Annotated in this window: 19 protein-coding genes and 4 tRNA genes; 17 read left to right on the top strand and 6 right to left on the bottom strand. The window is 47.4% G+C overall.

Features of this window, described 5'->3' with window-relative positions; translation table 11 throughout:
- Window positions 1-47: 47 nt before the first annotated feature.
- The 7 genes from J2736_RS31745 to J2736_RS31775 all read left to right on the top strand — a co-directional run bounded on the left by J2736_RS31745 (window position 48) and on the right by J2736_RS31775 (window position 4,839).
- A tRNA-Leu gene (locus J2736_RS31745) sits at window positions 48-127 on the top strand.
- A 43-nt stretch (window positions 128-170) separates the two neighbouring features.
- Window positions 171-245: transfer RNA gene (locus J2736_RS31750), tRNA-Gly, on the top strand.
- Between the two features lie 13 nt (window positions 246-258).
- A tRNA-Arg gene (locus tag J2736_RS31755) sits at window positions 259-335 on the top strand.
- A gap of 18 nt (window positions 336-353) precedes the next feature.
- Window positions 354-427, top strand: a tRNA-Pro gene (locus tag J2736_RS31760).
- Window positions 428-557: 130 nt separating this feature from the next.
- Window positions 558-1,757 (top strand): MFS transporter, encoded by a 1,200-nt coding sequence (locus J2736_RS31765; RefSeq protein ID WP_310502560.1) that lies wholly within the window; start codon window positions 558-560, stop codon window positions 1,755-1,757.
- A gap of 66 nt (window positions 1,758-1,823) precedes the next feature.
- Window positions 1,824-2,705 carry an aldo/keto reductase gene (locus J2736_RS31770; RefSeq protein WP_310502561.1) on the top strand — a complete coding sequence of 294 codons (882 nt, stop codon included), beginning with the start codon at window positions 1,824-1,826 and terminating at the stop codon, window positions 2,703-2,705.
- Window positions 2,706-2,826: 121 nt separating this feature from the next.
- A complete protein-coding gene (locus tag J2736_RS31775) occupies window positions 2,827-4,839 on the top strand; it encodes a transglycosylase domain-containing protein (protein ID WP_310502562.1) in 2,013 nt (670 codons plus the stop codon).
- Window positions 4,840-4,893: 54 nt separating this feature from the next.
- Here the strand turns inward: J2736_RS31775 and J2736_RS31780 are convergent, their stop codons facing one another.
- The 3 genes from J2736_RS31780 to J2736_RS31790 form a co-directional block, all read right to left on the bottom strand.
- On the bottom strand, window positions 4,894-5,781 hold the full coding sequence (locus J2736_RS31780) for a hypothetical protein (RefSeq protein ID WP_310502563.1): 888 nt from the start codon (window positions 5,779-5,781) through the stop codon (window positions 4,894-4,896).
- 84 nt (window positions 5,782-5,865) lie between these two features.
- Window positions 5,866-6,780 (bottom strand): HPr(Ser) kinase/phosphatase, encoded by a 915-nt coding sequence (gene hprK, locus J2736_RS31785; RefSeq protein WP_310502564.1) that lies wholly within the window; start codon window positions 6,778-6,780, stop codon window positions 5,866-5,868.
- Window positions 6,781-7,027: 247 nt separating this feature from the next.
- Complete coding sequence (locus J2736_RS31790; protein WP_157264501.1) at window positions 7,028-7,198, bottom strand: hypothetical protein; 171 nt, start codon at window positions 7,196-7,198, stop codon at window positions 7,028-7,030.
- A gap of 156 nt (window positions 7,199-7,354) precedes the next feature.
- Here J2736_RS31790 and J2736_RS31795 point away from each other — a divergent pair, with 156 nt between their 5' ends.
- Complete coding sequence (locus J2736_RS31795) at window positions 7,355-7,528, top strand: hypothetical protein (protein WP_310502565.1); 174 nt, start codon at window positions 7,355-7,357, stop codon at window positions 7,526-7,528.
- A 119-nt stretch (window positions 7,529-7,647) separates the two neighbouring features.
- Here the strand turns inward: J2736_RS31795 and J2736_RS31800 are convergent, their stop codons facing one another.
- From J2736_RS31800 to J2736_RS31810, 3 genes are read right to left on the bottom strand one after another with little or no spacing between them, the layout of a single operon-like run.
- Window positions 7,648-9,030 carry a DUF4129 domain-containing protein gene (locus tag J2736_RS31800; RefSeq protein WP_310502566.1) on the bottom strand — a complete coding sequence of 461 codons (1,383 nt, stop codon included), beginning with the start codon at window positions 9,028-9,030 and terminating at the stop codon, window positions 7,648-7,650.
- Entirely contained in the window at window positions 9,011-10,144 is a 1,134-nt protein-coding gene (locus J2736_RS31805) for a DUF58 domain-containing protein (protein WP_310502567.1), read from the bottom strand. Before J2736_RS31805 ends, J2736_RS31800 begins: the two co-directional genes overlap by 20 nt.
- 2 nt (window positions 10,145-10,146) lie before the next feature.
- Complete coding sequence (locus J2736_RS31810) at window positions 10,147-11,103, bottom strand: AAA family ATPase (RefSeq protein ID WP_310502568.1); 957 nt, start codon at window positions 11,101-11,103, stop codon at window positions 10,147-10,149.
- A 572-nt stretch (window positions 11,104-11,675) separates the two neighbouring features.
- Between J2736_RS31810 and J2736_RS31815 the strand changes: the two genes are divergently transcribed.
- From J2736_RS31815 to J2736_RS31855, 9 genes are all read left to right on the top strand, one after another.
- Window positions 11,676-13,334, top strand: a complete 1,659-nt coding sequence (locus J2736_RS31815; RefSeq protein ID WP_310502569.1) for a response regulator — start codon at window positions 11,676-11,678, stop codon at window positions 13,332-13,334.
- 80 nt (window positions 13,335-13,414) lie between these two features.
- Window positions 13,415-15,157, top strand: coding sequence for a sensor histidine kinase (locus J2736_RS31820; RefSeq protein WP_310502610.1), 1,743 nt, complete (start codon window positions 13,415-13,417; stop codon window positions 15,155-15,157).
- Between the two features lie 2 nt (window positions 15,158-15,159).
- Window positions 15,160-16,122 (top strand): substrate-binding domain-containing protein, encoded by a 963-nt coding sequence (locus J2736_RS31825; protein WP_310502611.1) that lies wholly within the window; start codon window positions 15,160-15,162, stop codon window positions 16,120-16,122.
- Between the two features lie 117 nt (window positions 16,123-16,239).
- A complete protein-coding gene (locus J2736_RS31830) occupies window positions 16,240-17,316 on the top strand; it encodes a galactose ABC transporter substrate-binding protein (protein WP_397342083.1) in 1,077 nt (358 codons plus the stop codon).
- Window positions 17,317-17,465: 149 nt separating this feature from the next.
- On the top strand, window positions 17,466-18,980 hold the full coding sequence (locus tag J2736_RS31835) for a sugar ABC transporter ATP-binding protein (RefSeq protein WP_310502570.1): 1,515 nt from the start codon (window positions 17,466-17,468) through the stop codon (window positions 18,978-18,980).
- 18 nt (window positions 18,981-18,998) lie between these two features.
- Window positions 18,999-20,030, top strand: coding sequence for a galactose/methyl galactoside ABC transporter permease MglC (mglC, locus tag J2736_RS31840; RefSeq protein WP_310502571.1), 1,032 nt, complete (start codon window positions 18,999-19,001; stop codon window positions 20,028-20,030).
- Between the two features lie 82 nt (window positions 20,031-20,112).
- Window positions 20,113-21,858: a methyl-accepting chemotaxis protein gene (locus tag J2736_RS31845; protein WP_310502572.1), complete on the top strand. Its 1,746-nt coding sequence runs from the start codon at window positions 20,113-20,115 to the stop codon at window positions 21,856-21,858.
- 146 nt (window positions 21,859-22,004) lie between these two features.
- Window positions 22,005-22,856, top strand: coding sequence for a DUF1444 family protein (locus J2736_RS31850; protein WP_310502573.1), 852 nt, complete (start codon window positions 22,005-22,007; stop codon window positions 22,854-22,856).
- Window positions 22,857-23,106: 250 nt separating this feature from the next.
- Window positions 23,107-23,853, top strand: a complete 747-nt coding sequence (locus tag J2736_RS31855) for a hypothetical protein (RefSeq protein ID WP_310502574.1) — start codon at window positions 23,107-23,109, stop codon at window positions 23,851-23,853.
- The last annotated feature ends 1 nt before the right edge of the window (window position 23,854 follow it).

The raw sequence follows: 23,854 nt of genomic DNA on the forward strand, positions 1-23,854 counted from the left end.
GTAGGTTCGAATCCTACATGACTCACCATTTGCCTTATTTACAGCATGCGCGTATGGCGGAATTGGCAGACGCACTAGACTTAGGATCTAGCGGGTGACCGTGGGGGTTCAAGTCCCTCTACGCGCATCAAACATCCCCAAGTCGTAGCTTACGGCTTGGGGATCCCTATGCGGAAGTGGCTCAGCGGTAGAGCATCGCCTTGCCAAGGCGAGGGTCGCGGGTTCGATCCCCGTCTTCCGCTCCATTTTTTTTATTAAGCGCCCTTAGCTCAGCTGGATAGAGTATTTGACTACGAATCAAAAGGTCGGGAGTTCGAATCTCTCAGGGCGCGCCATTTTTATCACTATTGCATCGGGACGTAGCTCAGCTTGGTAGAGCACCTGCTTTGGGAGCAGGGGGTCGCATGTTCAAATCGTGTCGTCCCGATCAAGAAAGAAAGCATAGACTGTCAGCTTCATGCTGATGCGGTCTATGCTTTTTTTGTGCATACGTAACTGCTATTAACTGGGATTCGAGGGTAGGTTGGTGTATAGTAGACAAGGAGGAGGGCTACAACATGGAATTACGATGGAGGAAAAATCTATTTATTTTATGGATTGGAGCATTCTTTTGCGCGATGGCGTATACGCTTTCCATCCCATTTATCCCTATATTTTTGCAAGAGGACTTGGGCATACATAGCGGGTTGGAGGCATGGTCGGGGATCACGTTCTCTGTGAGCTTTCTGGCGAGTGCGTTAATCGCACCGTATTGGGGCTCTCTAGCAGACAAATACGGCAGAAAACCGATGCTGCTTCGCTCAGGACTAAGCTTAAGTGCTGTCTATTTTCTTAATTATTTTGTGAATGATCCCTATATGTTTATTGTTGTTCGTGTTCTACAGGGACTTATGGCGGGTTATATTCCCGCATCGATGGCGTTAGTCAGTACGAACACACCTGAGAAGCATGTTGGTTATGCCTTGAGTGTTATGTCAACGGCGACAGCAGCTGGGAGTATCCTAGGACCCTTGTTTGGCGGGATGCTCAGCCATTGGGTAGGTACGAGAGAATGCTTCCTAGCATCTGGCTTCGTCGTCCTGATTTCTGCTGTGATTGCTGTAGTCGGTGTGAAGGAAGTGCATCATAAGAAGGCAGGCGCACGTCCAAGTGTGCTTCAGGATATTAAACAGGCGACTGCAAATAGGCAGTTATTATCCATTTTTGGACTAACCGTATTAGTGGCAACTTCGGTAATGATTTTAGAACCGCTACTAACGATTTATGTCGTGCAAATTGGTGGAAGCGCTAAGGGCGCTTCATTAAGCTCGGGTATTATCTTCTCGGCTGCAGGGGTGGCGACCGTCATCATGGGATCAAGATGGGGCATCATTGGGCAGCGAATCGGCTATGACAAGACGCTGCTCATTGGCTTAATCGGTGGCGGTATTGGGAACCTGCTACAGTTGGCTGCGCATAATTTGATCGCTTTCGGTGTGCTTCGTTTCAGTTATGGGTTATTCTTCGCTGCAGTCTATCCCGCACTGAGTGCGCTTATTGTAAAAGCTTCCGATGCTGATTTCCGAGGGAGGGCTATGAGTCTTAACCAAACGTCGAATCAATTGGGGATGATGATCGGTCCTTTGATTGGCGGATTTTTAGGCGGTTTAGTTGGTATTCATTCTGTATTCTTATTAACAGGATGCGCGTTACTGCTAGCAGCCGGCGTGTTACAGCTTAATCTGAGGAAGCAAATGAAACAGATATCTGCCGACTGAGGTTTCAAAGCGCAGAGATTTGTAAATAAAGAGAATACATACTCGATGATAGAAGGAGCTAATCTAATGATGTTGAAGCGAACGTTAGGCCGATTGAATAAAGAAACCTCTGTAGTGATGTTTGGCGCAGCTAGTCTAGGTCAAGTCACTCAGCAAGAGGCTGATGCCTCAATCGCTTACGCACTGGACCATGGTGTTGATCATTTCGATACAGCGGCGAGCTATGGAGACGCAGAAATACGGATGGGCCCGACGATTAGCCGGGTGCGTGATGACATTTTTTTAGCTACCAAAACAGGGCAAAGAACGAAGAAAGAAGCGAAAGAAGAGATTTATCGCTCCTTGGAGAGAATGAAGGTGTCATCGGTAGATCTGCTGCAACTGCATGCCGTGGGATCGATGGAGGAACTGGACAAATGCACAGCCAAGGGCGGCGCGCTGGAAGCAGCTTTGGAGGCGCAAAGCGAAGGCATTGTGAAGGAAATTGGGATTACAGGACATGGACATGAGGCGCCTGCTGTTCATTTGGAAGCGCTAAGGAGGTTCCCTTTTGCCACCATACTGTTCCCACTGAACTACTACATGTATGGCTTACCAGCATATCGTGAGGCCGTTGATGCTCTGATGGCGGAAGCGAACAAACAGCAGACAGCGATTCGTGTGATCAAAGCGATTGCGAAGGCGCCTTGGGTTGAAGGGGCGGAGCGTCCTTATGCGACGTGGTACGAGCCTTTTGATCAGCAGGAGATTATCGATGCTTGTGTGCATTTCGTGCTGTCATTCCCAAGCGTGTGTGGTTTTGCGAGTGCGGGGGATGTGCATTTATTCCCGAAAATCGTAGACGCTGTGGAGCGCTATGGTACGATGAGCAAAGGGGATATGGAACGCGTTCTGAGCGGAATTAGCGGGTATGCGAGTGTTTTTGGAGCGCCAACGTCAATAGCTTAATGTGAGAAGTCTTCAGCCTAAGGAAGGTGGGTTGAAGGCTTTTTTGTGTCTTCTTACACGCATAGGACACTTATTGGAAGTGTCATACGAATAACTATGAGGTACGTTAGGAGGCATGATCATGTTTAAATTAAAGGCAGTACCTCGACGCTTATGGCAATGGGGTGTTGGTATAGTCCTGCTCGTGAGTGTGGGTATAGTGTTAATGAGCTTTTTATATATAAAAAGACTGGATGTGTCGCTGCTGAATCAGCCGCTCCCTGAAGCATCCATCGTGCTCGATAAAAATGGTCAAATGGCTTCACAGCTGTCCGCGTCAAAGATTGATGCGGTACCTTTTAAAGACATCCCACAGGTGCTGATTGACGCGATTGTCGCGGTAGAGGATAGACGTTTCTATGAGCATAAAGGAGTTGACATGAAGTCGATTGTCCGTGCTGTCGCTCGGGATGTACTCAAAGGAAGCTATTCGGAGGGAGCAAGTACCATTACGCAGCAGTTGGCACGTAATCTTTTTCTTACTGCGGATAAAACGGTAGGCCGGAAATTGCGGGAAGCGGCTTACGCTATCCAAATCGAGAGTAGCTACAGTAAAGATGACATTCTAGAAATGTATCTGAATAAGATTTATTTCGGCGAAGGCAGTTGGGGTGTGCAGGGAGCGGCGAAGACTTATTTTAATAAAAATGTGACTGACCTCACCTTGCCAGAGGCAGCGGTGTTAGCGGCATTGCCTAAGGCACCAAGCCATTACTCCCCTTTTCAGAACGAAGAACAGGCGTTGGAGAGAAGGAATACGGTCCTTAAGCTGATGCAGAAGGAAGGTAAAATCTCTCAAGAGGAATACGAGAAAGCAGCAGCTGCAGCACTGGGTGCCGTGAAGACGGTCAACACGAATGAGGCGAAAGGGCGATATCGGGCTTATGTTGATGCCGTTATCGAGGAGGCCGTGACCCTGTATGGATTTACGGAAGAACAATTGCTGACAGGCGGATTGCGGATTACGACAGAGTTAGATCCTGCGGTGCAGAAAGCAGTTACCGATGTGGTTAACAACGACAGTCTGTTCCCTGCGAGTAAGCCAGATCAGCTTATCCAGACCGGCGCTGCAATTGTGGACCAGCAAACGGGAGGTGTTAGAGCCTTAGCCGGTGGACGGGGTGAGGGGGTCTTTCGGGGGTTCAGCCGTGCAACCCAATTAAAAAGACAGCCTGGCTCTGCTTTTAAGCCTGTGGCGGTATATGGCCCGGCTTTAGAAAGCGGGTATAAACCTTCGTCCATGTTGTTTGATGGACCCCTGAATATTGAAGGCTATCAGCCGCAAGATTGGGATCACCAGTCCAGGGGGCAAGTCTCGATGCAAGAGGCTATCACATCATCCTGGAATATTCCTGCGGTTTGGCTTTTGCATGAGATCGGGATTGATAATGGATTGAAATTCGCGAAGTCTCTGGGGATAACTTTACCCGCACAAGATCGGCAATTAGGTATTGCGCTGGGCGGCCTATCCGAGGGGGTATCACCGTTACAGATGGCACAGGCTTTTAGTGCTTTTGCCGCGAAGGGCGTTCTGACTCCTGCGCATCTGATCACCCGTATAGAGACAAGTGATGGGCACCTGCTAGTTCAATCGAAAGCAAAGGGAATATCGGTGATGCGTGCTGAAACGGCAACGACGATGACTGCGATGCTGCAGACGGCCGTAGCGCAGGGGACAGGGAAGAATGCGGCCATGAATCGCCCCGTAGCAGGGAAATCAGGGACAACGCAGCTGCCCGGTACGAAGGAGTTCGAGGGAATCGGCAGCGGAAGTGCCAAGGATGCGTGGTTCGTTGGCTACACGCCGGAGTTGACGGCAGCGGTATGGGTTGGTTATGACCGTACAGATGCGCAGCATTATTTAACAACCTCAGGAGGGGCAGTGCCTGCTGTATTATTTCGTGAGATGCTCAGTCGTGCGCTAGCTCAAACACCAGTTATTCCTTTTGACATTCCGATGAGCGTGACGGAGAAGCCTCAGAAGGAAGGCTCGACAACAGAGCCTCACTCCGCAGAGCCCTCAGGGAAGCCTGATAAGGGGCCGCACAAGCAAGAGGAACAAGGACATGGACATGGGAAAGAGAAACGGAGATAAATAAGAAAGCCCTCGAAATCCGATTACGGAGGACGAGGGCTTTCTCTTTTCTAGTTAGTCATTTTTATTGTTGTTACCGGGCTTTTTGTCATTGTTTTTGTCTTTTTGAGGTTTCTTATCATCATCTTTATCGTGTTTTTTCTCAACTTCTTTGTCATCTTCTTGGTCATTGGCATGTACATTCAAATGAACATTCAATTTACTGGCTTCTAAATTGTATTGTTTGGCGAGCTGCTGGCTCACTATTTCCCGTGCATCAGGTGCAGATAAGTCAATAGAACCCAGAAGTTTGGAGATCCAAGCTTGAGCTTGCGATCCAGTAAGATGAATTCTGCCGGCATGCGGAGACTGGATGCTCAGATCATATTGAGAACCATGTGCTCCTTTCGTTTGCTTCAAATGAAAATTGAAATGCTGCCCATCTACGCTTATGTCCACATCCTTCAGGTTCGACCGATTGGTTGGTGGCGAAGCTGCTGGCTTATTCCCTACTTTCGTAGGGGAAGAAGTTGGCTCCGCGGATGAGCTAGGAGCGGCCGAAGAACTAGGGACAGGAACAGCTACGGGTGTAGGTGATTCACTAGGAACAGGTGATACAGACGGTGTTGCTCCAGAAGAAATCGCAGTTGCTGAAGCTCCCTTCACGTAGGCGGCCTGTTTTTTGTTATTGAGAATGACATCAATCTCATCCCCCGTGTGTAAATCGCGTAACTGTGCTTTCTCGTCATTCAGGTAAACCCAGACGGACGTTGCTAAAGGAACGGTCTGATCTCCAGTATCCGTATGTAAAGTAATCGTATCCTCCGTTAGGGTTGTCAGCTTACCCAAGATGGTTGTTGATGTTGCCGAGCTGGATGACGTTGCAGCGTAAGCGGTCCAACCACAGATCGTTAATGCAGCTATGATAATAGCTATCAGTGTTATTCGCATTTTTGAGAACATAAAAACACCTCCGCTAACAGCTTTCGGGCTGAAGGGAGGTTTTGGGACGGTACATATCTAATTCACTAGCTGAAGGAAGAACGATTAGTCGGTGTCGGATTGCAATCGCTGCATGAATTCTTCAACTGCACTGTAGCCCTGCTGGCGCAAATACCAACTGTTCGCAGCAGCTTCAATAAGTCCAGCAACATCACGTCCAGGTTGTAACTGGATCTCAATATGCGGAATTTGAATGTCCATATAATCGGTGAACGTGGGTTCTAGCTCAAGATCATTGTTCAGCGCATGTTCCTGCCACTTCGTAAGCTCGATATCGAGTACGATGCGTGTTTCATCTTGAAAAGCCTTGCGGCCATACAGCCGTGAGACATTGATGAGTCCGACACTGCGCAGCGCGAGGAACTCCTTCGTTTTGCCATTATGCGTACCGAGCAGTGTTTCAGGGCTAATCTTCTTGAGCACCACGATATCATCGGCAACGAGACGATGCCCTCTACGGATCAGTGTGTGGGCGGTTTCGCTTTTGCCAACACCGGATTTCCCGCGCAGCAGGATGCCGATGCCCGAAACATTGACGCAAACCCCGTGGACGGCGATCTCCTGAGCAAGTGATTTGCTTAAAAATAAATCGACTAAGTCTTGAAATTTACTCGTTGGTGAGCTGGTACGCAGAAGAGGGATGCGTTCTTCTTCACAGTATTTGGTTAAGTATTTTAAGCCTTCTTGGTTTCGTGTTACTACAAAACAAGGCGGGTGATATTTGACAATATTACCGATGTGCAAATTGCGTTCATTTTCGCTGAGCTTATGCAGGTAGGTAATTTCTTTGCGACCAAGGAGCTGAACATGTGCTTGTGGAAAATATTCAAAATAGCCAACGAATTCCAGACCGGGACGATGTGCCTTTGTTTTCGTAATAGGACGGTGGAGTTCCGAATGGCCAGCGAGAACTTCGAGCGAAAAACGTTTAACTAAATCATTCACAGTGACGGACTTCAAACGGGAGATCCTCCTTCAAGATGAGCGGTAGTAAGGTAAATCTAACAGGAACAGGATAGATAAACGCTACATGAGATTTGAACTGTCTTTACTACATTCTCTTTAACCTAGTCACAATCCTTTATTGAAAGCGTTTGAAAGCGTTTAAACAGGGGAAATGAAACAAATAACGCCCTGCACCTTGAAGGTGTAGAGCGTTTAGGAGTCTCATTATTTAAACCACCTCTCTGTATGTAAAAGAAAGCAGCTATCTGTGAAAGCCGCATTTTTTGGCAAGTGTTGGCCATGTCGAGAGAAACATGCTTTCCCACCTGTCTTCAGGTAATACGAGGATCCATCTGGCGATTTGATCCAAGCCCATTTCATTAAGCGTGTGAAGCACTTCTTCTTTTTCAGAACCGGTTTTTAATGCTAACATCTCAAAACCACCTCAATCGAATGTATTCAAACAATTATGTATATGCGAAGTTTTGAAAATATGTGACGGTTATTTTCAAAATGCTCATTTGGAAGTAGGGATGAGCCTGTTTCTTTGTACCATTTTGGAGATAAACGTGTATGATTTAGGGTAGGCTTGTCTAAAGAATGGGAGGCGAATGCGGGTATGGTGCACATTAGAATGGAGCATAAATCCGATCATGAGCAAGTATCTCAGTTGAACTATGAAGCATTCGGGAATAGAGAAGATGAATCCAAATTGATTGAAAGAATTCGTGCGTCCGAGGGATTTATACCGGATCGGATTTAAGCCTGCAAGAGCACATGGCTTTGAGCTAACGCAGTAAACACAAAAGGTATCCGCGTGGGAGACACGAAGGATACCTTTTGTTATAACACGGATTGTGGCAGGCCATCATATTCACATCATCATTTCAGCTGATTCCGTATGTTCGGATCCAGCGTTTGGAGCACCTGAGCCAGCTCTTCGTCTGAAATCGCTTCTCGTCCGTAACGCACCCGATTATAAACACTGGTGAGTGCCTGGACAGAAGCCTCTGCAAGCGGTGTTTGATGCGTGAGCTCCCAGCCTGTTTCGTTAGGGGTTAACGCGCGTTTGAAGGAGTAACCGCTCTTGCTCGCCTGACCAATCAGCACACGATACAGATAGCGGACACGCTCCTGGTTATTCGGCAGTTGCGACCAAGACGGATCGCGTTGTGAATTTGGCCACAACGCTGAGCTAGCTTTGCGCCACCAGAGTTGAGGAAGCTCTTTCCAGTCGAGAAGGGCTTCTTTTTCATCCGAATAGCCATCGCTCGTATCTCCTTGTTCGTTCCGCAGCGACTGCTTCCAAAAGCGCCTCAGGAAAGAAAAAAGGGCTGGGCCAAGCTTCTTTAGGAGCAGATAGAGGCATAACAGCACAAGTGCAATTACGAAAATATAGCCAATCACTTGCGCAATAACCTGCATGAGAATGTCGAACCATCCCGGCTCATCCGGAGGTGCTGGTGGAAACGCCATTGGAGGGGGCGCTGAAGGGCTCGCTACGGGCACCTCCGGTGGTGCTTCAGAGGACATCAGCCCTAAGAGCCAAGCAACCATGCCGAGTAGAAGGTTCGTTAATCCTTGCTTGATTTGCTGAAAATAACCGACAGCGGCGATCACCGCAATAAAGCCGATCAGCCAGATGCGACTGGAACGTTTTACGGTTTGCGACAGTGACGAGGCGGCATCGCGATCATTGCCTGCTAAGGTGGCGACAAGGAGCTGCGTGCGATTCGTTATAAAGAAGTAGAGAATCAGCGTGCCGAATCCGAGTCCATTTAAGGCCAACTGATAAGGCTGAATCATTTCCACTCGTGTCATGATCGGAACGCCAATGAAGTACATCACGCCTGAGATGACGAAAATGCCAGGTGTATACTGCGAGCTCCATCCATCTTTGGTATACCGTATGCCTCGATAGACGAGAAGGGCTCCTATGGCCGCACCTAACGCAGTGTGTAAAAGAGACAATTGAAAGAAATAGGATAGTCCAAAACCTACAGCTATACAGATGAGGTGTTCGTACCCTTTTCGAGACAGCCATGTGAAGTGACCGAAATAGGCGCCGATTACATAGCATAGCAGTACCTGGATACAAGTAATAACAAGCGTGCTATCTAAGGCATAGACTTGAGCCAATATAACTAGAGGGGCAAAGCTAATAAGCTCGACAAAGCCGAATAGGAGAGCAATGCCGTATGTTCGTAAGATGGCGTATAGATGATTAGGGCGAGAGTGCGTTTGATCAAGCAAGGGCTTGAGCATCGGATGGAGTCGCCTCCTTCTCGTCGAGTTCAAGCAGGTTGTGATCTAAAGGAACAATGAATACGGAATGTCCTAAGGCTTCTAGTCGTTCAATGCTTCGTGCGATTCCCTCAGACACGTAGGCTGTCACTAGGATGATATCCAAAGCCTCGCCTACAACCTCAATGCCATAATCGAGAAAGTCTTCACAGGAGCGGGCACATGAAATAGCGAGCTTGGCCATGGTTTGATAAAGATGCTCCAGATGCGACCAGCCGCCATCGGGTTCACAATAGACGGGAGCACCTGGCTCATTCAGCAGCCAACCGTTGTAGCCAAAGCCAACGGGAACCCCTCGGCTAATGGCATGTTCAGCTAATGTTGCTGCATAGGAGAGGGCTTTCTCCACGAGTTCAGGATCGGTAACGGCATCCCACATCGTTGGCGTGACTTGGCTATTAACAACGATAAGTAATCGGGGATCTGCCGTGAACTCCCGATTGTACACTTGAAGCCGCCCACTTCGAGCGGTAGCTTTCCAGTGGATACTGTTCATCGTATCTCCATAGCGGTATTCCCTTACACCGGATACGAGAAACGGATCGGGCATGATCCAGCGTTGAACCGTCACGTCACCCTGCCACCGACTGGAGAGGAGTGGTATATCATCACGATTAACCAAACGTGGGTATACCAGCAGCTCGACGTGCATGGAATGGGTGGTCGAAGCTGCTTGCACACCGACGAAATCACCGATCGTCGCTGCAACGGTTTCCAGCTTGTACCAACCGCGTTTCGCTGCGTGCACGCCATGGCGCCGAACGATGCGTGTATAAGGCATGAGGCTGAACAAGCTGCGGTGATTCTGAAAAAGGGAGCCGCTGCTCACTTCCAGATTATTCATCCGGGTGAAATGGAGCCCCGCATGAATGGTGGATTCCAAGCGCAGCCAGGGAATGGGTGCGAGCTTCCGATTCACGATGGTCTCGATCATTTGAATCTCATCGCCGACATGGCAATGGGTTTGGTTGAAGGTTCGTTCGATACGAAGTCCGCGAAACCCCCAGCGGGCAAAAAACTGAAACTGGAGGAAGAAGAGAGCGGCAGCGATAATCACAATCCAGCTTATGCTCATCGTTACCCCAGTTTCACTTCCGTAGGAACGGGGGTAGCGGCAACTATGCGAGTCAGCAGCGCGAGCACTTGCTGATCCTGCTGGCGCGAGCGCGTACGCAGCATAATGCGGTGCGCCCAGACGGGCGCGAGCAGCGCCTTGACGTCGTCCGGCAGCACATAATCGCGGCCGCGCAGCGCCGCGTAGACCTGCGCCGCCTTCATCAAGGCGCGCACGCCGCGCGGGCTGACGCCGAGCGCGGCATCGGCATGCGTGCGCGTCGCTTCCGCGAGCTGCACGATGTAGTGCAGCAGCTCGTCGCTGACGCGCACCTGCGTGAACAGCAGCTGCGCTTCGAGCAGCTCGGCGCGGCTCACGACCGGCAGCAGCTGATCCAGCGGATCTTGCTGCTGGTAGCGCTGCAAGATCACGACCTGCTCGGCTGCCGTCGGATAGCCGAGGGACAGCTTCATCAGGAAGCGGTCGAGCTGCGCTTCCGGCAAGGGAAACGTCCCCTGATTCTCGACGGGGTTCTGCGTCGCAATGACGAGGAACGGCGCTTCGAGCTTGCGCGTCTCCCCGTCGATGCTGACCTGGCGCTCCTCCATGCTCTCCAGCAAGCTGGACTGTGTGCGCGGCGTCGCGCGGTTAATCTCATCGGCGAGCACGATGTGAGCGAAGAGCGGACCTGGGCGGAATTCGAATTCGCCCAGCTTCTGGTTGAAGAAATTGATGCCGCTTACATCGGACGGCAGCAAATCGGGCGTGAACTGGATACGCTTCATGGAGCCGTCCAGGGAGCGCGCAAGTGCTTTGGCCAGCTGGGTTTTTCCTGTGCCGGGGACATCTTCGAGCAGCACATGGCCCGATGCAATCAGCGCGATGACCATGAGCTCGATGGTGTCGTCCTTGCCTATAATAACGTGACCAACGTTTTCTTTGATGAGGGAAGCGATGCGTGAGATCGGTGTGATATTCAAATAGTTAACCTCCTAAATGATAAATGAGATGAATGTCAGGATTTACATATACATGAGCTAATTCTACCACCCATTAGGGGATTTTTACCAACTTTTCGTTTGTCGACTGTTAGCGGGGAAAAGCGGTGGGGTGACGCTAGTCCAATTGTTGAGACTGTCGATTAAATGTAGACTAATTTCATTGTTGGCAAAAGGAACTCGCACGAGCAGCAACGCCGTCAGCGGCAGCCTGTTCTATTCCGATTTAGTCCGAGTTTTCCCAACTAAATCGCAAATTCCGAGGGGGAAAGCATGAATAGTCCGATTCCATCGAACTAAATGTCCACTTTTTGCGGGAGAAGGTTAGTTGGGTTGATTTAGATCGGTTAATTCGGACTAAATGAGGATTGTTGGCGCAGAGCGTGGATTTAGTTCGGACAAATCGGATTATTGGAGAAACGGCGGGTTATTTGTATTTCTCACGCACATCATGATTTCTATTTGTATATTGGGTAGCCAGTGAGTACAATGATGGTGATCATTAGAAACGTGAAAGTGGATACTTCTACTATGGGAAGTCCTAGGAGGTCAGCATGTACAAGCTGCTGTTAGTGGATGACGAAGAGGATGTACGGGAAGGCGTCGTCCGTGAAATAAATTGGGAAACCATTGGCTTTGAAGTTGTCGATAAGGCGGAGAACGGGAAAGAAGCGCTGGAGATGGTCGAGCGTTTGCAACCGGATGTGGTTGTGACGGACATTCAAATGCCTTTTATGAATGGCTTACAGCTAGCAGAAGCAATTAGAGAGCGCTTTCCCACAATTAAGCTCATCATCCTGACAGGGCATGATGAATTTGAGTACGCGCAGCGGGCGATTAAACTGCACATTGATGAATACGTGCTGAAGCCCTTTTCTGCACAGGAGCTGGTGAATGCTCTTTTGAAGGTAAAAGGACACATCCAGGAAGAGGTTGCGCATCGGGAGGATGTGCAGCTGCTGAAGGAGCATTATCGTAAGAGTATGCCTGTGCTGAAGGAGAATTTCTTAGCGACATTAATGAATCGTAAGCTTCCGCGAGACGAAGTGAATGAGAAAGCAGCGAATTACGGGATAGCCCTAAGCGGCAATAGCTATGTGGTGGCTGTGTTGAGCATCGATGGGGTCTTTATTTCCGAAGAGGATTCGGAGAATCGGGAAGAACTGTCGAAGTCGGTATCGTTGAAATACTCGGAAGATCAGGCGTTGAAATATTTTGCACTCTTAAATATATCCGAGGAAATCGCAGGCAAGCGCGGGCTTGGCCTCGTTTTCATGCATGATGATCAAGTTGTGTTGTTAGCAGCGAGAGAGAATCAAGATCAGGAAGCGGCGCTGCAAGAAACGATGCGTGTGTTGGAAGAAATTCGACAGAGCGTGGAAAAATATTTGAAATTCACCCTGACCGTCGGAGTCGGAAGTGTAATGAAGGATGTAACGAAAATCAGCTATTCGTATGAAGATGCTGTTCTTGCCCTTGATTACAGACTGATTCTGGGCAGTAATCGTATGATTTACATAGATGATGTGGAAAAGCGCAGCGTGGATAAGATTCGATTCGATGATGTGAAGGAACATGCGTTGACCCGTTGCATTAAGGTAGGCACGACGCAAGAGATCCGGGAGACGATTGATGAGCTGTTTCAAGGCATCGAGGCTGGTGTGTCGGTGAAGGATTATCAAATCTATTTGCTTGAGATTCTTACTTGTATCTTGAAAGCAGCGAAGGACTCCAATCTGAATGTCGACGAGGTCTTTGGCGAAAGCTTCATTCCTTTTACAGAGATTAATAAGTTCACCTCCTTGGAGGAAGCGAAGCATTGGTTGGCCGAGCTGTGCGCCAGCATGATGACTCATATTGCAACAGATCGTCAGTATACCTATAAAAACTTGGTGGAAATGGCGAAGGATTATACGAAAAGCCATTATCATGAAGGGGATATCACGATTAATAAAGTGTGCGGACATCTGCATATTAGCGCGGGATATTTTAGTTCTATTTTTAAAAAAGAAACCAAAATGACCTTCGTGAACTATTTGAACCTCATACGAATGGAAGCCGCGAAAGAGCTCCTGCGCTCTACGGACATGAAGGCGTTAGAAATCGCTGAAAAGGTCGGCTATGCCGATGCGAATTATTTCAGCTTCTCCTTCCGCAAAAATGTCGGCGTTTCCCCGAAGGAGTATCGCAATAACAGCACCAAAGGGCTGTAGAAACTAAGAAAGGGGAGAGTTGGTTGAAACGCAGAGTGAGTACGCTGCTGAAAGCTTTATATAACGTTTTGAACGACACGATGCGGGTAAAAAGTATTCAATTTACAATTACAATGTCATTCATCCTTATTACTGTAACGGTCATGCTCGTTGTTTCATTGGTCCTTTATAATAAATTTGCTAAAACGGCCGAAGAAGGAGCTTTTCTGAGTACGGCACAGGTGATTGAGCAAGTGCAATTCAACTTGGAGCAGTACATCAAGGGGATGTCGGATACATTTGAGGTCGTGGATGCCAAAATTGCAAGGAGCCGCGGCATCCCGTCGGACAAGCTGCTCGAACAGTTAGACACCATAGCCAGTACACGTGAGGATATTGTGTCTATTCATTTATTTACTGCAGATGGCGGGTTGGTCACGGGTGTGCCGATGACAGAAATGCGTAAAAATACACGGTTGCTCGAGCAGCCGTGGTTTAGGTCTGCCCTCGATAACCCCAACCATCTTACTTTCTCTTTACCGCATATCCAGAACCTATTCAAAGATCCCTACAAGTGGGTGGTTTCCATGAGTAAGGGGGTCACGATTGAACAGAATGGGAAACTGGTGAATGCGGTTATTTTGGTTGATATCAATTTCAAGACACTGGATGATGTGTTCCGTACGGTATCGCTTGGGAAGAAAGGTTATGTCTATATCATTGACGATTCTGCGGGCAGCATCGTGTACCATCCGCAGCAGCAGCTTATTTATATTGGTCTAAAGTATGAAAATGTGGAGCAGGCACTCAAATTCTCCTATGGCCAATACATGGACGAACGAGAGGGAGAGTCGCGGCTAAACGTCGTGCGGACGGTCAATAACATCGGATGGAAGATTATTGGAGTCTCCTATATGGATGAGATGGTGACAACACGCAAGGAAATCTCAACCTTCATGATCTGGCTGTTAATGATTGTATTGCTGTTTATTCTGCTGATTTCTGCCTTCATGTCGGCAAGGATTTCGCAGCCTATCAAGCGATTGAAGAAGTCAATGGAAATGGTGGAGAAAGGACATTTCGACACCTATATTCATGTGCGCGGAGCCGATGAGGTTGAACAGCTGTCAAGGCGATTTAATCTGATGGTTTCTAGAGTTCGCGAGTTGATGAATCAGAGTATCGAGGAACAGGAAATAAAACGGAAGAACGAGCTGGAGGTACTCCAGTCGCAGATTAATCCCCATTTTTTATACAATACACTCAATTCGGTTGTTCGCATGGTTGGTAATGGAAAGAAGGAAGAGGTTGTGACAACGATTACGTCGCTCTCGAAATTTTTCCGGATATCGCTGAGCAAAGGTAAAAATATTATTACGATTGGGGAAGAAATCGAGCATATTCGCAACTATTTGATCATTCAAAAAATGCGCTATAAAGACAAATTTGAATATGAAATTCGTGTCTCGGAAGAGCTGTTTCCTTACAAAACACTGAAGCTGATTCTGCAGCCTTTTGTGGAAAATGCGCTTTATCACGGGATCGAGTACATGGTGGACGAAGGGTTCATTGAAATTAGTGTGACGATGGAAAAAGGGAAGATTCTCTTTGAGATTCGAGATAACGGGGTGGGTATGTCAGAGGAAACCCTAAAGAGTATTCTGTCCGGGCAAGTAAAAAGCGAGAAGGGTTCCGGCGTCGGATTGCGCAATGTGCATGAACGTATTCAGCTTTATTTCGGCATGGACTATGGCGTCCACGTGAGCAGTGAGCTTGAAGAAGGAACGGTCGTTCTGATTACCATTCCTGCTTTATTAGATGACGAAGGGGGAAGTGAAGGGTGAAAATGAAACCGTTAATGATCGCAGTCCTCATCGCTATGCTCTCGGTGTCCTCCTGCACCGAGAGTGTCGAAACCCTCCCGACGGAGCAAAAGAAACACTTGGAGGTCGTTCTCCGAAGTCAGGAGGGCGATTACTGGAAGACTGTAAAGCTGGGTGCAGAGGTCGCGGCGAAGGAATTTGATGTTGCTCTGGATTTCCGTGCACCTGGTGATGAAGCCGATGTGAAAGGACAAATTGCCTTGATGGAGCAATCCATTTCCAGTGGTCCAGATGCGATTGTGTTGGCGGCGAATGATTATAAAGAGCTGTCTGCTGTTGTTGATGAAGCGAATAAAGCGCATATTCCGGTTATTACGATCGATTCTGAGGTTGAGAGCAAAAATGTACAAAGTTTCATTGGTGCAAATAATTATGAAGCGGGTCAATTAGCGGGCAAACAGCTGATCAAACTGATCGGCAGGAGTGGGCAAATCGCGATAGTCAGCTTTCAGCAAGGGGAACGAAATACCGAGCTGCGAGAGAAAGGCTTATTGGACGAGCTAGCGAAGTATCCGGATGTACAGGTGATCGATAAGGTCTACAGTTTGACTGATCGTGAGCTTGCCGCTCAACTGACCCACACGGTGATTGATAAACATCCTCAGTTAGACGGGATTGTCGCAATGAGTGAAATTTCGTCAGGCGGAGTTGCCAGCGCGGTTCAAAGTAGGAATTTGCAGGAGAAGGTGAAAATCATTACTTTTGATAGCACCTCCGAAGAACTCGAGCTTTTACAGGAGGGCGTTATTCAGGCGACGATTATACAAAATCCGTTTAGCATCGGGTATTTAGGCGTGAAAAGTGCTGTAGAAGCTGTCCGAGGTAAGAGTGTTCCAAAACGCGTAGAAACAGGGATTAAGGCGATTGATATCAACAATATGTTCTGGTCAGATAATCAAAAGCTGCTTTTTCCATTTATTAAGTGACTAAAAGTGATGAGGATATCGATAGAAGACATGAGGATATTGCATTTGTTTATATCTTTTGAACCATTATAGTAAGGAATGTAAACAAACAACATACCTTTGAGGGAGGGTCTTATCTTGAAAAAATTACTTACACTTGCCGTAGCAGGCGCGCTAGTTGCAACCGTAGCAGGTTGTGGAAATAAAACAGAAACTCCAGCAGCAACAACAGCTCCAGCAGCTTCCACAGGTGCGGCAGCAACAACAGCTCCAGCAGCTGGTAAAAAACCAACAATCGGTGTTGCCATCTATAAATTTGACGATACGTTCATGTCTGGTGTTCGTGCAGCGATCTCCGACGCGGCGAAAGATAAAGCAACTGTTGATATCGTAGACAGCCAAAACTCCCAACCTACACAAAACGATAAAGTTGACCTTTTCATCACGAAAAAAGTAAATGCGCTTGCAATCAACGCAGTTGATCGTACGGCTGCAGGTGTTATCATCGATAAAGCCAAAACAGCGAACATTCCAGTTGTCTTCTTGAACCGTGAACCACTTGATACGGACATGAAGAAATGGGATAAAGTTTACTACGTAGGCGCTAAAGCTGAGCAATCCGGAACCATGGAAGGCCAACTATTGGTTGACTACTTCAAAGCTCACCCAGAAGCTGACAAAAACAAAGATGGAAAAATTCAATACGTGATGCTTAAAGGCGAGCCAGGACACCAAGATGCTGAGCTTCGTACGAAGTTCTCCATCCAAGCGATTACAGATGCTGGTTTGGGTGTAGAAAAAGTAGCAGAAGATACAGCGATGTGGGACCGCGTTAAAGGTCAAGAGAAAATGGCAGCATTCCTAGCTTCCAGCGAAAGCAAAATCGAAGCTGTTCTTGCGAACAACGATGATATGGCTCTAGGCGCTATCGAAGCTTTGAAAGCAAAAGGCTATTTCAAAGACAATAAATTCCTTCCAGTTGTGGGTGTAGATGCAACAGCTCCAGCTCTACAAGCACTTAGCGATGGAACGCTTCTAGGAACAGTTCTCAACGATGCGAAAAACCAAGGTGCTGCAACTACAAGCGTAGCAACAGCTCTTGCTAATGGTCTAGTACCAAGCAAAGAAACAACTGGCTATGATATCACGGACGGTAAATACGTTTGGATTTCCTACAAAAAAATCACAAAAGCAAACATGAACGAAGCGAAGTAATTGTGAGAACGGGCAAGAGAGGCGATATGTGATGAACAGTCGCGCTTTTGCCTTCCTTTTTTGGAAACCCGTGCAAAGATAAAGAGAAATAAGCTTCGAATAAAGGCTTCACTTTGTGGGGATTATCGTGAGCTGTAGGGGGAGTTACCATGACTGTACATGACTATTTATTGGAAATGAATCAAATCTCCAAAGAGTTCCCAGGCGTCAAAGCGCTGGATAATGTCACCCTCAAAGTTCGTCCAGGAAGCGTACATGCGCTGATGGGAGAGAACGGTGCGGGGAAATCGACGCTCATGAAATGCTTGTTCGGCATTTATAAGCCCGATGGTGGAGAAATTAAGCTTCATGGAGAAGTAGCTTCGATCACGAACTCCAACGATGCATTAGCGAATGGTATTTCCATGATTCACCAAGAGCTTCACCCTGTTCCACATCGCAATGTGATGGAGAACATTTGGTTAGGCAGATTTCCGCTAAAAGGTATCGGACCTTTGAAACTAGTGGACCACAAAAAAATGCGTACAGACACAGAGAGTTTGTTCAAACAACTCCAAATGGACATTAAGCCGGATACACTTGTTGGTACTTTATCAGTATCCAAAGTGCAATCCATTGAAATTGCTAAGGCTGTTTCTTTCAATTCGAAAGTCATTGTTATGGATGAGCCGACTTCCTCCCTTACGGGTAACGAAGTTGAGCAGTTGTTTCGTATCATTCGCGATCTGAAGAGCCGCGGTGTTTCGATCATCTATATTTCACATAAAATGGAAGAGATTTTGGAGATTTCCGACGAAGTAACGATTATGCGCGATGGTACCAAAATTGGCACATGGGCATCTTCCGAGCTTACGACAGACATGATCATCTCCAAGATGGTTGGACGTGATTTGAAAGAACGTTTCCCTGAGCGCAGTAATGTGCCAGAAGGCGTATTGATGAAGGTAGAGGACTTGACTTCGGTCGTTCCTAAATCATTCAAGAATGTGTCTTTTGAGTTGAAAAAGGGTGAGATTCTCGGTGTTGGCGGCCTTGTTGGGGCACAACGGACCGAATTAATAGAATCCCTATTTGGGATGAGAGGTATTGCTTCAGGAAGCATCTCTATTCACGGGAAACCTGTAAAGCTAAAATCGCCGATGGATGCGATTAAGCAGAAGATTGCTTTGCTAACGGAAGAACGCCGTGTAACAGGTATTTTCCCAGTGCTATCGATTCTTGAGAATACCGTTATTGCGAATTTGGATCGATACATGAAGTTCGGATTTATCCAAGAAGCAAAGCAAAGGAAAGAAGTAAAAGAAAGTATAGAGAAGCTTCGTGTAAAAACGCCTCACATGTATCAACTGATTAAAAACTTATCTGGTGGTAACCAACAAAAGGTATTGCTAGCCAGATGGCTGCTGACCGATCCTGAGATCCTTTTACTTGATGAACCGACGCGGGGAATTGACGTAGGAGCGAAATTCGAGATTTACTCCATCATTGCTGACCTTGCGAAGCAGGGGAAAAGTATTATCATGATCTCTTCTGAAATGCCCGAGCTTCTTGGGATGTCAGACCGAATTATGGTTATGTGTGAGGGACGTCTTACGGGCATTGTAGAAGGAAATAAAGCAACAGAAGAAGAGATTATGCGCCTTGCTGCACAGCATATGGCATAATGGAGGGGGCCTAGAACCATGACTACAAAAACAGAGACATTGAAATCCAGAGACCTTAGCGGGTTCATTACCAAATACGCGATCTACATCGTACTAGTTGTTCTAGTGATTGGGATCGCGATCTATGATCCGAGATTTTTATCCGTAAGTATCTTACGTGATATCTTATTACAATCATCCACACGTGTTATTATCGCGTTGGGTGCAGCGTTCATCCTGATCACGGGCGGAACCGATTTATCAGCAGGCCGGATTGTTGGTTTATCGGCGGTTATCTCCGCATCGATGCTTCAAACAGAAGAGTACGGTAGACGATTTTTCCCAGACTTACCGCAATTGCCAATGTTTATTCCGATTATCATTGCCATTGTTGCTGGTTTATTAATTGGGTTAATTAATGGAATTGTCGTTGCTAAGTTCCGAGTCCCGCCATTCATTGCGACACTAGGAACGATGGTAGCCGTGTACGGTGCCAATTCGTTGTACTTCGATATGAAGCCAAACCAATCACAACCTATCGGTGGTCTTCGCCCTGATTTCAGTAGTCTAGGAACGGGAGCCATTGGATCAAGCTCAACGTACTCGATTCCATATATCGTTATTTTCGCGATTGTTGTCTCGGTTATTGTATGGATTGTATTTAATAAAACAAAGCTTGGTAAATATATGTACGCGATAGGTGGTAACATTCACGCCGCCGTCGTGTCTGGTATTAACGTTAATCGTTACTTGATCTACATTTATGCAATTGCAGGTGCACTTTACGGACTGGCAGGGGTATTGGAAGCAGCTAGAACGGGTGGAGCAACGAATAACTACGGAAACATGTACGAGCTTGATGCGATCGCAGCTTGCGTCGTCGGTGGTGTTTCGACTTCAGGTGGTATCGGAACGGTTCCTGGTGTTCTTGCCGGGGTATTGATTTTCAGCGTAATCAACTATGGTTTGACGTTCATCGGGATTAGCCCATACTGGCAGTTGATTATCAAAGGTGTGATCATCGTTGCCGCGGTAGCGTTTGATATGCGGAAATATATGAATTCGAAGTAAGTTAGGCAGGCTGTCGACATGATCGGCGGCCTTTTTTACCGGATTTAATGTAAGCGTTTACCGAGAGGGGCGAAGATTAACTATGAACACCAATCAATTCACATCTGATAACACATCTGACAGGAAGAAACGGGTCTCTTTTATGTCTCTGCAAACGAAACTAGTAGGTGCTTTTGTTCTTGTTTCATTACTCGTTGGGATTACGAGCGGACTGTCTTATATGTATATTAAAAAAGTAGATAATTCGTATACAGAGCTGCTCGATAAGAATGTGAGGCTGCTTCAAGATGTTGCAGAAATCAAAGTGAAAACACAGATGCAGACCAGCTTATTGTTTGGTTATGTGCTGGATCCGACGAAAGACAGGCAGAAGCTCTTAACGGACATGAATGGAACGCTTTCCTCAATCATCACGAGAATGAAAGATGCGGAGGGGAATGAGGAGGAGCAATCTGCCATTGGAGCGATGCTGGAGGCGAATCAAACTTTCGCTAGGCTGGTTCAGAAGGTCGTCGCTTACGGAGAAAAAGGTGACACAGCCTTAGCTAAAGCGGAAGCTATGCAGTGGGCGATCCCAACGACGGAAACCTTGACACAAGCAGCAGCTAAAATAGACGAGCTAGAAGCAGGTATACAGGCAGAAGCTTCTTTGCGAAATCATGAGACCGTCTCGGCGACGATAATGACGTTGATTTGGGTGAGTGGAGCGGCGTTAGTTTTTGCGCTGTTGGTGGGGCTTTGGGTATCGCGTTCGATTGTGCTGCCCGTACGCGGCATGGTAAGAGCGGCAGAGCGAATCGCAAATTGCGATTTAACGGTCGGTGACATTGGGGTGAAAAGCCGCGACGAGCTGCGGGATTTGGCGACTGCTTTTAATCAGATGAAGGACAATCTGCAGGGCTTGATTCGCCAGGTGGGCAGCAGCAGCGAGCAGGTTGCTGCGGCATCGGAAGAGCTTAGTGCGAATTCCAATCAGGTTAGTGAGTTATCTGAGCGAATCATAGGAACGATTCAGAGCATCTCGCAAGGAACGAGCGCGCAGGTAGGCAGTGTGCATCAAGGTGTGGCTATCATGGAGGAAATGTCAGCAGCTGTCATGCAAATTGCTAGTGTGACGCAAACCGCGAATAAGCAGTCTTTGTTGGCCCAGCAGGAGGCTGGTGAAGGTACTGCAGCGATTGAAACGGCGATGGTGCAAATGAGAGCTATTTTTGAAAAGATGAGGGAGCTCGCTGTGGCGGTAGAACGTTTGAGCAGCCGATCCGAGAAAATCGTGGGCGCGAACGCGATGATCGCAGGCATTGCGCGCCAGACCAACATGCTGGCGCTCAATGCTTCGATTGAGGCGGCACGCGCAGGAGCCGCTGGCAAAGGGTTTGCCGTGGTTGCGGAAGAAGTCCGCAAGCTGTCTATGCAGACCGGCGCAGCGGCGGAAGAAGTGGCTCTGCTCGTGACGAGTATCCAAGAGGAAACGAGAGATGTCATGAGCTCCACCGAAGCGGGAAGCCGCGAAGTGGAGGCGGGGCTTGAGCTCGTCGGCGAAGCGGGAGCGACGTTCCGCCGCATTCGTTCGGCGATGGACGAGGTCGCTCGGCAGATCGAAGAAGTGGCGGGCTGCTCGGAGGCAATCTCCGAGAAGACGCTCATCGCCGCCAATGTAATCCGCGCCATCGACGAAGTAGCGGGACAGACTGCTGCGGGGACGAAGAACGTCTCAGCCAACATCGAAGGGCAGTATGCAAGCATGGAGGAGATCGTCTCCTCCGCGACGGTGCTGAGCAGCATGGCTGCTGAGTTGCAGGGGTTGATTGGGAGGTTTCAGGTGTGAAATAACTACCCATATATTTACATTTATAGTATAGTAAAAGTATTAAATCGGTGGTGAAGCACACCCCTGACTGGCAAGCGTAGTTTATACGCCTGCTGGTCAGGGGTTTTTGCATTCCGTCGACCAAACAAGGAGGAAGTAGAAAGATGAGACAAGCATTGTTGTATAAAACACCTGAAGAGTTCGCAAGCATGTTAATGAGGCATTTAGAAGAGAGTTTAGGCATGCTAATCCAGCAGAAGGAACCAGAAAATGATCCTCTATTGTTAAGTATAATGAAGGAAGAAAAGGAGGAGTTGGTAGTCAGTCTTCATCGTGTATTCCAAACTTATCACAATTCAGGAGACATCAATGCAGCAATTACTTATTTGAATGGCATTCTAAGTGCTGTGGAGTATTGCCAAAATCAAGATGAAGTCCTGAAGCTGGATGCTTCGTATATTTATCCTGTACTTCGTGGTGCTCAATTTGTAGAAGAAGCGGGGAAAGGATTACATATGGTCGTGGACGAGATTATACCAGGCATGTGTGTTCTTTTCCTTGAGATTAAGACAGAGCATAACAAAATTGTGACTAGGAGTATGTTAGAGGCAAATCCAATGTTAACAGAGGAGAAGGTCAAACGAATCGGATACCGTAACTTAAGAGCTGAGGGTTGGACAAAGCCGAGGTTAGAACTGTTAAGCCCAGCTAGGAAAACCTGTACAGTTGATGTGTTTGTAGATAATCTCTTTCCCTTCGAGTGTCAATTTTTAAATTCAGGTTGGATAAAGGAACACATGCCGGAGAGTTTCCTCATCGCCTTTACGAACCGTAAGCAGACACTTGTCATGCGTTCAACAGAGCCCATCGATTCCGAGGCTGTTGCCATTAGGTTGGCAAAGAAAGCAAAGTTTACGGATGTTGTTCGCAGAAGCTATTTGGTAGCGCCACATCCAGTATCCGACCATATCTATTGGGTACAGAAGGGGACATTTCGTTTACTGGACATAGATTAATTACATAAACCTTTGCGGGCTGTCCTCAAGTAGTCATATCTACTTCGAAAGACAGCCCCTTTGTCATTTCTAGCGAGAAAAATCCAGCCTAGCGACATCTTTCCTTGCACTTTGAACAACAGAAAGCAGATATGTCCTATAAGTCCTGCATATAATCCAATATCAGCAGTCTTTGTACGATAGCAAACGAACAGACGCTTTCTTGTGAATTCGGGGAGTCGAGATCGCACAGAGAGGAGTTATTCCCTTGATGGAAGCTGCAAGTAAAATAATGAAACTAATTATGATTACGGTTGGGGTCGTTGTGTTCGATATTTTCTTGCTTTCACCAGGATTCATTGGTCTACAACTGCTGGGTGGTGATCCCCTCCAGACGGCATCAGCTGCAGCTATTCTGCTAGCTAGCACGCTCGGGTTGCTCTTTAGCACCTATCGTATATTAATGAAGCCAACGGTAGTGAAGCGGCCTCCTTTAGAACAGATGAAGGGGCCAGTAGATCTTGAACGCGCTTTGCAGGGTTACAAGGGCATGAAATCACTTGAGCAGGAAATTGCACTCGCTTTACATCAAATAGAGCGTATGCGTAAGAAGCAAGAAACTTTACTAATGGTATTGAACCAGCGATTTGAGCCTACGGGACTTAGCTTTCAAAAATTTGCATCGGCGATACACGAAGTGGAGAAGTTATTTTTTCTCAATGTTCGGAGTATGATAAACCGACTTCATGTGTTTGACGAGCAAGAGTATCAGAGTGTTATGAGTAAGTCATCGAGTCAGTTGTCTTCCAAGCTTCTTCAAGAGAAACGAAATTTCTATCAGACGTACTTATCGTTTATTCAAGGTGCTTTACATATGAACGAAGAGATTTTACTCAAATTAGATAAACTGCTCTTAGAAATCTCTCGGCTAGATAGCGTGGAGATCCGTGATATTGAGAAGATGTCTGGCATGCAAGAAATCGATGCTTTAATTAAACAGACGCATTACTATAAGTAGA

It is taken from the genome of Paenibacillus qinlingensis, assembly GCF_031455095.1.
GTDB lineage: Bacteria > Bacillota > Bacilli > Paenibacillales > NBRC-103111 > Paenibacillus_E > Paenibacillus_E qinlingensis_A.

Excerpts from the sequence above, each read along its gene's own strand:
- mglC (WP_310502571.1), top strand. The coding sequence starts at position 18,999 with ATGACTACAAAAACAGAGACATTGAAATCCAGAGACCTTAGCGGGTTC.
- J2736_RS31765 (WP_310502560.1), top strand. The coding sequence starts at position 558 with ATGGAATTACGATGGAGGAAAAATCTATTTATTTTATGGATTGGAGCA.
- J2736_RS31850 (WP_310502573.1), top strand. The coding sequence starts at position 22,005 with ATGAGACAAGCATTGTTGTATAAAACACCTGAAGAGTTCGCAAGCATG.
- J2736_RS31800 (WP_310502566.1), bottom strand. The coding sequence starts at position 9,030 with ATGCTCAAGCCCTTGCTTGATCAAACGCACTCTCGCCCTAATCATCTA.
- J2736_RS31780 (WP_310502563.1), bottom strand. The coding sequence starts at position 5,781 with ATGTTCTCAAAAATGCGAATAACACTGATAGCTATTATCATAGCTGCA.
- J2736_RS31770 (WP_310502561.1), top strand. The coding sequence starts at position 1,824 with ATGATGTTGAAGCGAACGTTAGGCCGATTGAATAAAGAAACCTCTGTA.
- J2736_RS31815 (WP_310502569.1), top strand. The coding sequence starts at position 11,676 with ATGTACAAGCTGCTGTTAGTGGATGACGAAGAGGATGTACGGGAAGGC.
- J2736_RS31845 (WP_310502572.1), top strand. The coding sequence starts at position 20,113 with ATGAACACCAATCAATTCACATCTGATAACACATCTGACAGGAAGAAA.
- J2736_RS31820 (WP_310502610.1), top strand. The coding sequence starts at position 13,415 with ATGCGGGTAAAAAGTATTCAATTTACAATTACAATGTCATTCATCCTT.
- J2736_RS31825 (WP_310502611.1), top strand. The coding sequence starts at position 15,160 with ATGAAACCGTTAATGATCGCAGTCCTCATCGCTATGCTCTCGGTGTCC.
- J2736_RS31835 (WP_310502570.1), top strand. The coding sequence starts at position 17,466 with ATGACTGTACATGACTATTTATTGGAAATGAATCAAATCTCCAAAGAG.
- J2736_RS31775 (WP_310502562.1), top strand. The coding sequence starts at position 2,827 with ATGTTTAAATTAAAGGCAGTACCTCGACGCTTATGGCAATGGGGTGTT.
- J2736_RS31790 (WP_157264501.1), bottom strand. The coding sequence starts at position 7,198 with ATGTTAGCATTAAAAACCGGTTCTGAAAAAGAAGAAGTGCTTCACACG.
- J2736_RS31855 (WP_310502574.1), top strand. The coding sequence starts at position 23,107 with ATGGAAGCTGCAAGTAAAATAATGAAACTAATTATGATTACGGTTGGG.
- J2736_RS31805 (WP_310502567.1), bottom strand. The coding sequence starts at position 10,144 with ATGAGCATAAGCTGGATTGTGATTATCGCTGCCGCTCTCTTCTTCCTC.